The sequence below is a fragment of the Paraburkholderia sp. GAS334 genome (genome assembly GCF_050436625.1).
In the GTDB taxonomy this organism is placed as follows: domain Bacteria; phylum Pseudomonadota; class Gammaproteobacteria; order Burkholderiales; family Burkholderiaceae; genus Paraburkholderia.
This window is the reverse complement of record NZ_JBNDMO010000067.1, coordinates 1-10,023: the sequence shown is the minus strand read 5'-3', so window position 1 is coordinate 10,023 and position 10,023 is coordinate 1. Positions and strand designations below refer to the sequence as shown.

Annotated in this window: 8 protein-coding genes and 2 pseudogenes; 6 read left to right on the top strand and 4 right to left on the bottom strand. The window is 60.8% G+C overall.

Annotation, left to right across the window (positions count from 1 at the left end):
* Positions 1–937, top strand: a 937-nt coding sequence (locus tag P3T21_RS37740) for an RNA-guided endonuclease InsQ/TnpB family protein (protein ID WP_429260946.1), incomplete at its 5' end; no start/stop codon positions are given.
* Between the two features lie 104 nt (positions 938–1,041).
* Here P3T21_RS37740 and P3T21_RS37735 read toward each other — a convergent pair.
* The 4 genes and pseudogenes from P3T21_RS37735 to P3T21_RS37720 all read right to left on the bottom strand — a co-directional run.
* A pseudogene (locus tag P3T21_RS37735) lies at positions 1,042–1,314 on the bottom strand (alpha/beta fold hydrolase); the annotation flags it as partial.
* Between the two features lie 295 nt (positions 1,315–1,609).
* Positions 1,610–2,236 (bottom strand): isochorismatase family protein, encoded by a 627-nt coding sequence (locus P3T21_RS37730; RefSeq protein ID WP_429260945.1) that lies wholly within the window; start codon positions 2,234–2,236, stop codon positions 1,610–1,612.
* A 223-nt stretch (positions 2,237–2,459) separates the two neighbouring features.
* Positions 2,460–3,245, bottom strand: a complete 786-nt coding sequence (locus tag P3T21_RS37725; protein WP_429260944.1) for an alpha/beta fold hydrolase — start codon at positions 3,243–3,245, stop codon at positions 2,460–2,462.
* Between the two features lie 81 nt (positions 3,246–3,326).
* Positions 3,327–4,058: an alpha/beta fold hydrolase gene (locus P3T21_RS37720; RefSeq protein ID WP_429260943.1), complete on the bottom strand. Its 732-nt coding sequence runs from the start codon at positions 4,056–4,058 to the stop codon at positions 3,327–3,329.
* Positions 4,059–4,063: 5 nt separating this feature from the next.
* Between P3T21_RS37720 and P3T21_RS37715 the strand changes: the two genes are divergently transcribed.
* The 5 genes and pseudogenes from P3T21_RS37715 to P3T21_RS37695 all read left to right on the top strand — a co-directional run.
* Positions 4,064–5,782 carry a winged helix-turn-helix domain-containing tetratricopeptide repeat protein gene (locus tag P3T21_RS37715; protein ID WP_429260942.1) on the top strand — a complete coding sequence of 573 codons (1,719 nt, stop codon included), beginning with the start codon at positions 4,064–4,066 and terminating at the stop codon, positions 5,780–5,782.
* A gap of 960 nt (positions 5,783–6,742) precedes the next feature.
* Positions 6,743–7,309, top strand: coding sequence for a TetR/AcrR family transcriptional regulator (locus P3T21_RS37710; RefSeq protein ID WP_429260941.1), 567 nt, complete (start codon positions 6,743–6,745; stop codon positions 7,307–7,309).
* A 171-nt stretch (positions 7,310–7,480) separates the two neighbouring features.
* On the top strand, positions 7,481–7,906 hold the full coding sequence (locus P3T21_RS37705) for an organic hydroperoxide resistance protein (protein WP_429260940.1): 426 nt from the start codon (positions 7,481–7,483) through the stop codon (positions 7,904–7,906).
* 34 nt (positions 7,907–7,940) lie between these two features.
* On the top strand, positions 7,941–8,969 hold the full coding sequence (locus P3T21_RS37700) for an alpha/beta hydrolase (protein WP_429260939.1): 1,029 nt from the start codon (positions 7,941–7,943) through the stop codon (positions 8,967–8,969).
* Positions 8,970–9,766: 797 nt separating this feature from the next.
* Positions 9,767–10,023: pseudogene (locus tag P3T21_RS37695) on the top strand (nucleoside 2-deoxyribosyltransferase); the annotation flags it as partial.

The window sequence follows — 10,023 nt, the reverse complement described above, 5'->3', positions numbered from 1 at the left end:
CAGGATATTCCTGCCCAAGCTTGGCTGGCTTCGCTACCGCAACAGCCGGGACGTGCCCGGTGAGGTCCGCAGCGCGACCGTGTCGCTGCGCGCCGGCAAATGGCACGTGTCGATCCTCACCAGGCGCGAGGTCGAGCAGCCGGTACCGCACGGCCCGGCAATCGGTATCGACGTCGGCGTGGCGCGCTTCGCGACCCTGAGCGACGGCACATTTATCGCGCCGCTTGCCAGCTTCAAAAAGCATGAGCAGCGGCTTGCGAAGTATCAGCGGCGCGTGGCGCGCAAGGTCAAAGGTTCGTCGAACTGGAAAAAGGCGAAAGCCCGCGTACAGCGCATCCACGCGCGCATCGCGAACGCCCGCTCGGACTTCCTGCATAAAGCCTCAAACACGATCAGCAAAAACCACGCAATGATCGCCGTCGAGGACCTGCAGGTGCGCAACATGAGCCGGTCGGCCAGCGGCACCGCCGACGCGGCGGGGCGCAATGTCCGTGCGAAGAGTGGCCTCAACAAGGCCATTCTGGACCAGGGGTGGGGTGAATTCCGCCGCCAGCTGGAGTACAAGACGGCATGGCGCGGCGGTTTCTTCGTCGCCGTCCCGCCGCAGAATACGAGCCGTACCTGCCCGTGCTGCGGCCATACTTCGGCCGACAACCGCAAGACGCAGGCGCTATTCGCATGCGTACGCTGTGGGCATACTGCGAACGCCGACCGCGTCGGCGCGATCAATGTTTTAGAGCGCGGACAGCGCTTGTTAGCCTGTGGAGAGGCGGTGCAGTCAGGCCACTCGAAGACGATCTTCTTCAGATCTTCGGTGAAGTCCGTTTCGGAGAAGGCCTTGATGCAGTCATACTGCGCCTTGACGCCGCCGATCATGCCCTGGCGCCACCAGTTGTCCTTGACGCCTTCGGAAACCTTGGCGCCGTCGCGGTTGTAACCGTAGAACGGAATCGGGACTTCCCGATAGAACTGCGCACAGTCCGTTGCGACCCGTGCGCGGAAGCCGTCGAATACCTCTAGCGGGAGCCCTCCGGGATTGGCTGGAGTCTTCAGCATGATGGGAGGCACGGCGCCAATGAGCACGGCCTTCGCTACGCGGCCAGCCCCATGCCTTGCAACATAGCGTGCCACTTCACCGCCACCGGTCGAATGGCCGATATGCACGGCGTTTTTCAAATCGAGGTGCGAGGCGAGCGCGGCCACATCAGCGGCGTAGGTATCCATCTCATTGCCCGTCGCCGTCTGGGCGGAGCGGCCGTGACCGCGGCGATCATGGGCGATGACCCGATAACCCTTCGCCAGAAAAAATAGCATCTGGGCATCCCGTCCGAACTCAGCGGCCAACCATGATGGAACACAATGGGCTGACCGGTTCCCCAGTCCTTGTAGAAGATCTCGGTGCCGTCCTTGGTGGTGATGGTGCTCATCTTTTGCCTTCCTTTAACGTGTGCAGCGGGGGTACGGCCAGATTGAGCGGCGTGACTGGCAGCGGCGGATAACGAAAGTGTGCCGGCAGCGGCCATGGTGGCGCCTGCCTTCAGCATGTTTCGGCGTGCCGCTGACTGGATGGCCTCCTCTTGTTTAGACATGGCTGACTCTTTTCGAGAACTTAGTTATGGGAAAAGTATTGCTTCAGACCGTAGACCAAACCGGCAAAGGGGATACCCAATGCGGCATAGACGGCTTCCGCCTCCGGTGCGGCGTTATCAGCAAGTATCTCGACGGCGACGTTCGAGTAGCCGACCGGAACGACCCCCGCCTGCTGCATGCGAAGCACGCCCATGTTGACTTGCGTTTGGCTGAACCCGCCCGATGCGTCGATGACTGCATAACTCGAGTAGCCGTCCGCGATGGCCGAAATGGCCGGCAACGCGAGGCATACGTCGGTGGAAATACCGGTGACGATCAGCTTTTTGCGGCCCGTGGCTTTCACCGCCTCTACCACACCGCGATCGTCCCAGGCGTTCACGGTAGTGCGCTCGATACGCTGGACTCCAGGAAGCGCTTCGGTCAACTCCGGAATCATCGGGCCCCACATTTTTTCCGTCGTCGTCGTGACGATCACCGGCACTTTGAGCGCAAGGGCTGCCTTGGCGAGCCCGACAACGTTGTGCTTGAGTTGAAGTGTGTCGATGTCGCGTACACCGCTGTACAGTCCGACCTGATGATCGACGAGCAGCAAAACAGTATTTTCACGGGTCAGGCGTTCAAGGAACCGAGAAGAATTCGAGTTCATGGCTTTGTCTCCCTTCGATGAGTTGGTTGTGGCTGGTGCAGATGTAGCACCGACGGCACTCACTGCTAACACGCTCGCTGCGACGATGGCATTGGACTGATTCAGAAATTTGCGTCAATCCATCGATGCCCCGACTATCCACGCCGCCGGCTGATCAACGCACCGGATTTGGATGCTATTTCTGATCGATGTGTCGAATGCAACATGTCGTGACGCGCCGCGCTTAGTTTTTCGACGTGGCGGCCTGCTCGATGAGGGCCGCGACAGCAGCAGGTTTCGACTCGTATACGGCATGGCTGCCCGGCGTTTCAACTACCGTGGCGCCGGCGCGCCTGGACATCGCGCGCTGAGCGTCCGGCGGAATCATCTTGTCGTCCCTGGTGACGAGGTACCAGCTCGGCTTCGCACGCCAGGCCGCCGAGGTGACTTCACCCGCCAGCGCGTCCACGCCCCACGGAACTTGGGCGTTCGCCAGGAACGCGGCACGTTCGGCTTTCACGTCGCCAGCGAAGGCCGCAGCGAACTTCGTCTTGTCCAGCATCAGGAAGCCGTTGACCGGCGGCAGGATGGGGGGCACCGGAGCGCCAGCAGGGGGATTGGCGATAAGTTTTTGAACGGATTCGCCCTTGTCCGGGGCGAACGCCGCGATGTAGACCAGGCGCGATACTTTGGGGTCGTTGCCAGCCTCCGTGATCACCGCCCCTCCGTACGAATGACCCACCAGAACGACGGGGCCGTCCTGGGCGTCCACCACGGCTTTCGTCGTAGCCACGTCGGTGGCGAGCGACGTCGTGGGGTTTTGGACGATGCTGACATTGAAGCCCTTGGCCTTCAGGAGCTTGTATACCGCTTCCCAGCCACCACCGTCAACGAAGCCGCCGTGGACCAGCACCACGTTGTTGACACGCTCGGCGGCGGCGGGGCTCGGCGCCATGACGCCGATGGTCAGCGAAGCAAAACCCAGCATGCCAAGCATGGTGCGCCAGGAGGAGAAGGAATTGGGTCGCATCTGATACCTCATCTATCAAGTGGATGGAAGTGTGTGCTCGTCAGGCGTGACTGCTGTCCGAAGTCGATCGCACGGCGGAACTTAGTTCCCGGAAGCCGTGACCGCTTCGGCGGCCGCCTCGATCAGTTCGGCCACACCGCCGGGCTGAGACACGTAGATCGCATGGCTTCCCTCGAGCTCGACGGCGGTGGAACCCGCACGCGCTGCCATGACGCGCTGAGCGGCAGGCGGGATCATTCGGTCGTCTTTGGCAACCAGATACCAGCTCGGCTTCGTCTTCCAGGCTGGCACGGTGGCCGCGCCATTCAGTGCGTCCGGGCCCCACGGGATCTGGGAGTCGGCCATGAAGGCCGCCGTGGCAGGGTCGAGATCCGCCGCGAAGGCCTCGGCGAATTTCGCCTTGTCCAGCAGGAGATACCCGTTCCGCTGCGGCAGGATCGGAGGAACAGGCGCGCCTGGCGCGGGATTGGCGATCAGCGTCGCGACTGACTCGCCAGCGTCCGGTGCGAACGCCGTGATATAGACCAGCCCCGCCACCTTGGCGTGGTTGCCAGCCTCCGTGATAACCACCCCGCCATAGGAATGGCCGACCAGGATGACCGGCTTCTCCTGCGCGTCGATGGCGGCATGGGTTGCCGCCACGTCGCCGGCAAGCGATTGGGTGGCATTCTGAACCACATGGACGTCATAGCCGTCCCTCTTCAGGATCTTGTAGACGCCTTCCCAGCCGGAGCCATCGACGAAGCCGCCATGCACGAGCACGATGGCCGTCTGGCTCGCGACTGACGGCGCGGGCGATGATAGGATTGTCATTTCGTTTGCCTCTCCTTTTTGTACGGCGGCCGTTTTTCTGCGGCTACCAAAATGGACCCAAGGGCCCCGGTGCGGAGCAGTATCGCGACAGCAAGCGCTGGCGTATTGAAGGGCTGCCGAAGAATGTCCGAATAATTCCCAAAGCCGTTGCAGCACGGAGTCATATGCAGGGACAGCGTTTCACCTTCGGTCCGTTCTTACTTAATCTCGACAACGGGACGCTGCAGCGGAACGGGGCGCGCGTGGCGGTTGGGCGCCGGGGCATCTTGCTTCTGGCCGCTCTGCTCAAGCGGCAGGGCGAGACTGTCACCAAAGCGGAGCTGATGGACGCGGCCTGGCCTGGGATCGTCGTCGAGGAGAGCAATCTTTCGGTCCAGATCGCTCTGCTGCGAAAGGCGGTTGGCCTCGCGCCCGATGGCGAAGCGTGGATCACCACCATTCCGCGCATCGGATATTGTTTCAAGGGCTCTATTGCGACGTCTGGAGAAGCTGTCGAGCAGCCTTCACCCAAGCCGTCGCTGGCGATCCTCCCGTTCGCCAATCACAGCAACGATACCGATCAGGACTTCTTCGCCGACGGGCTGGCGGACGAGATCATCACGACGTTATCGAAGATCCCGGGCCTGATCGTGATCGCCCGAAGCTCCAGCTTTGCCTACAAGGGCATGCCCATGGACGTGCGACGAATCGCCCGCGAGCTCGGCGCTCGCTACATCGTCGAAGGGAGCGTTCGGAAGAGCGGCGACCGCATCCGCGTGGTCGCACAATTGAGCGATGGGGTCAGCGGCAGCCATCTGTGGGCCGAACGATACGACCGGGAACTCCATGACATGTTCGCGGTGCAGGACGAGGTCGCTCGCAAGATCGTTGCCGAGCTAAGCGCCGCGTTGAGCCCAGTCGAGGTCGCCCTATGGCCCGGCATTGCATCCGGCGGAAGGACGCATATGGAAGCCTACCAGTGCTTCCTTCGAGGCCGGGCGATGCAGCGGGGCGCGACGCAGAATGTTGCCGTCTTTGAGCGAACGAGCGACCTGTTCCGGCAGGCGATCGCTCTCGATCCCGGCTATCCGGCCCCCTATGCCGCGCTGGGCATGGCCCTCGCCCATGCCTACTACAACCGCTGGACCGACGACCCCGAACGCTCGCTCGCCGAAGCCGAAGAGCTGGTCGACAAAGCGATCGAGCGCGATCCGGGCGAGCCGTTTGCGCACGGCGTGGCCGCATTGGTCGCGATGTACCGGAATGACTTCAGGCGCTGGACTTTCGAAGTCGACGAAGCGCTCTCGCTCAACCCGAACTTCGCCCCAGCGCTGTCTCTCCGGGCAACGCTGAACATCTATTCGGGGTACCCTCGGGCGGCGATCCGCGATCTGGAGCGGGCCATGCGGCTCGATCCCTACTTCACCCAGGGCTATCTGCACCATCTCGGCGTGGCCCATATCGTTGCCGGCGACTATGAAACAGCCGTAGCGATCCTGCGGGAGCGCATTCTCCTTGCCCCCGAGACAGACATGAGCCGGGCTTATCTCGCTTCGGCACTCGGGAATCTTGGTTATCTCGACGAGGCGCGTGCCGTCTGGGGCGAGCTCATCGCCATCAACCCGGCCTACTCGTTCACTGACCGCATTGCTCGTATGCCATTCAGGAAACCGGAGGATCTGGCCCGCATCGCGAAGGGTCTGGACAGAGCTGGATTGCTTACATCCTCCAACACTAATCCCTGAGTATGGACTATGCCGCGGTCGCGCGACGATAGGCAATCGGGCAACAAGTTCGTCCATCGCCTGGCCGTCACCCAGGAGTCGGAGACCCGCTTCACCGCGCTTCGCCAAGGCCGTTCCCACCAACGCCCAGCATCGCTCGCTTTCGGATATAGACGATGTTTAGGTCGACCATCAGGTCGACTATCCTTCGCCGAGAGCAGCGACCTATCTAGCTAACATCACTGCCTGGCGTAAGGGCGGGAACGTGGCGATTGTCACACCATCGCCGAAAGGCGCCTTCGCACAGAACGTGGTGAAGAAACCGTAAAATCCTACGTCTCCCAATGGTCTCCCAATGTCCGGAGACGACGAGCACGGCGGCCGTGAATAGGCAATGACCGGGTGACAGCGATTAGGGACGCGTGGACATCAGCATCGAGCTAGATGCACCGTGTGGCCCTTGATCGCAAGAGCTTTCCGTTTGCCGGTTGCGATACCCGAGCGGCCGGTAATTGATGGATAGTGTTGAAAAAGTCCCAGCGCACCATTGTCGGATATCTCGTCAAGAAATCGACCTCTCAGATCGGTCTACGCGCCGCTCGCGCGTGTCGCTTAAGGGTAAAGTGATCCATGAAAACCTCGTGATACCGACTGTCACCGACTTTTTTCAACACTATCTGATGCGAAGCCGACAGCCGAATGTCGGACCTGCGACTCACCCGAACGGCGCATCCTGGCCGCGAGCCGCGGGTTTCAATGTTCGCCAGAAGCGGTCGTCGGGTAAGCTGCGCATATCGGTGAAGGACAGCTTTGCTGCGCCAGCGCCCACAGTTAGCCGTCGGCCAATTTGAGACGGAAACCGTGGTCGAGTGAGCGTCCGTTGCACGAGATGCGCCGGACGGTGACCGGGTCGACAGCTCAGGCGAAACCAGACGACGGAGCCGCTTGACAATCTATCTATGAGTAGATATAGTTTGATTCATGGAAACGACAATGACAGTGCGCGAACAGATCCTCGACCACGCAATCACGCTCATCATGCTGCGTGGTTACAACGGGTTTAGCTACCGTGATCTGTCCAGTCTGGTTGGCGTAAAGACCTCGAGCATCCATTACTACTTTCCGTCGAAAGACGATCTGGTTCTGGAAGCGGTCAACGAGTACAGCAAGGGAGTACTTAACGCCATCCACGCAATCGACGCTTCGTTGCCGGCCGATGCAAAGCTCAACAAGTACGGGAAGCTGTTCGGCAGGACCCTGGGTGACGGCGATCAGATCTGCCTGTGCGGCATGCTCGCTGCCGATATCGGGTCGCTGCCCGATAACATCCGGCACGCGGTGCAGGCTTTTTTTAAGGCTAACGAAAGCTGGCTGGCCAAGGTTCTGGCGCAAGGCGCGCAGGAACATACGCTGGCGGTGAACGGCAAAGCGGAAAACGCGGCGCGCGCCCTCTATGCGGCTTTTCAGGGCAGTGTGCTGGCGAGCCGGTTGTTTCACACCAAGGCTCGACTCGAAGATGTCGAGGCTTCGGTAAGGATTGCGCGATAACGCAGTCGATGTGAGGTGGTGAGCCACCTCTTTGTTTGGCCCCCTTGTCTATCTTTGAGTAGATATACAAGGGAATGTTGTGCCGTCGAATCGTCCGTTTTTTTGTGGGCAAATCTATCTAGTAGTAGATAGCAAAACCTGATTGCTGTCCTCTTTTAAAGGAGCTTCACCATGTCACTCGAAAAAGTTCTCTACCGCGCCCATTCCCACGCCACAGGCGGCCGCGACGGCCGTGCTGTCGTCCCCGCAGGCAATCTCGACTTCAAGTTGACCACGCCCAGGGAATTGGGCGGTGCGGGCGGCGAAGGCGCCAATCCCGAGCAGCTTTTTGCCGCCGGCTACAGCGCCTGCTTCCTCGGCGCGATGAAGTTCGTGGCAGCGCGCGACAAGGTCGCCATCCCCGCGGAGGTCTCGATTGACGGCAGCGTCGGCATCGGCGCGATCCCGAACGGCTTCGGTATCGAAGTCGAACTGAAGATCTCCCTGCCCGGCATGACACGCGAAGCGGCCCAGGCACTGGTCGACAAGGCGCACATCGTCTGCCCGTACTCGAACGCCACCCGCGGCAACATCGACGTCACGCTCACGATCCTTTAACCACGCAACCAACCGACTCGCACAGGAACAAGCCATGAAGACCTTCAAGCCCTTACTGCTCGCCGCCGTACTTGCGGCCAGTTCCACCCTCGCCCTTGCCGCAAGCCCGGCAGCACCGGCCTCACCCGATCTGGTGACTAGCCAGTTCCTGCATGCGCTGAACAGCGGCACAGGACCGGCACTAAACACGTTGACACCGGCGCAGGCGCGTCAGGTGCTGATCGACGCGCAGAACAGCGTGAAGGTTGATCTGTCCGGCATTGATGTGTCGAACAAGACCATCGAGCAGGACGGCATCACCGTGCCGATCACGATCGTGCGGCCGCAAGGCGCAACGGGCACGCAGCCGGTCTTCATGTTCTTCCACGGCGGCGGCTGGATCCTTGGGGACTTCCAGACGCACGAGAGGCTGGTGCGCGACCTCGTCGTGCAATCCGGGGCTGTAGCGGTGTTTGTCAATTACACGCCGTCGCCCGAAGCGCGTTACCCGGTGGCGATCAACCAGGCGTACGCGGCCACCAAATGGGTCGCGGAACATGGCAATGAAATCGCTGTGGACGGTAGCCGCCTCGCAGTAGTGGGCAACAGCGTCGGCGGCAACATGGCCGCGGTTGTGTCCCTGATGGCGAAGAATAAACAGGGCCCCGCAATCCGGTTTCAAGGCCTGATGTGGCCGGTGACGGACGCCAATTTCAGCGACGGCTCGTACAACGCCTATCCGGAAGGCCACTTCCTGACCCGGTCGATGATGAAGTGGTTCTGGGATGCTTATACAAAGGATCCGAAGCAGCGCAACGAGTTTTACGCTTCACCGCTGCGTGCTTCGGTTGATCAACTGAAGGGGCTGCCGCCAGCGCTGATCCAGGTAGCGCAGTTCGACGTACTGCGCGATGAAGGTGAGGCCTACGGTCGCAAACTCGACGCTGCCGGCGATGAGGTCACCACGGTCCGCTACAACGGTACGATCCACGACTTTGGCTTGCTTAATGCGCTCGCTGGCGACGCGCCGACCAAAGCAGCAACCAGGCAGCTTGCCAACGAGTTGCAGGCGCGTCTGAAGTAAGCCGTGCAACCTTGACCGCGGCGCCTTGCGAAACAGCATCGTGCCGCGCTGCGGATGCGGCACGCCAGTACTCCAGCCAGTACAAGACAGTTACGATGGCCCGTACCAGCGAAGCATCGTCGTCCAATAGTTCGGGAATAGTTGAAAGCGGCGTGTTTCCGTTCTATCACGAGCGTGTATATGAAATGGGGATGAACGGCAAACGACTGGATTTGCGTAAGGTTGGCACGGCGTATGACGGAAACACATTCAGGTTCGAAGACAGTCCGGAGGCAAGCTCGCATACCTGGTATTCGACGCAAGCGACCCGCATGGCGCGAACGCTCGCCCCCACCTGTAGCCACAGTCCACTACAAGGGTACGGTATTCGAGGTCGCAGGCACACAGGAAATATATGACCCGGAGACGAAAACCATCCTGTCGTTCTCGAACGAGTATATTTCGTACCCTTGGGGAGATTCCGACGACTAACTTCTAACAGGTCACGCAAACGAAGCGCGGCCAATATGACGACAATTGTCGACGATCTACAGGGCGATGGCAGGCATCGACCAACCCTAAACGAAGAACGGCGGCGCACTCACATTCCTGCGGGCGATGGCAGGCATCGACCAACCCTAAACGAACCCGGTCGAACGTCAGCATCGATTCCGTCACCTCGGGAGGTGCCTTGAGACTGAAACGCCCGACAAGGTCGCGACGTTCCGCCTGTTACGCGAGGTTATCCGCAGCCCGCACTTGACTTCGCGAAGTTTCGGCTAAGATGCGGTCATCGCACAGTTGGACGGAGTGGTTGAATGGCGCGCGTACCGGTTAAGCAGGCCAGTCTGGTGGAGCTCGCGGATCGAGGAATGAGGCCCGAAGAAATATCGGCAAATATCGGAAAGCCTACCGGGACTGTCCGCGCACAACTGACCCGGATCCAGCGGAAAGTGCGAAGCGGTGATTTCTCCCCTCCCCCATTGCCGATCGAACGGGCTGCCAATCGCAGGCGGATCTACCTCGCGGGCTTCGACGTTTTTCGCCCGAATGCTGTCGAACACGGCCGCTGCCT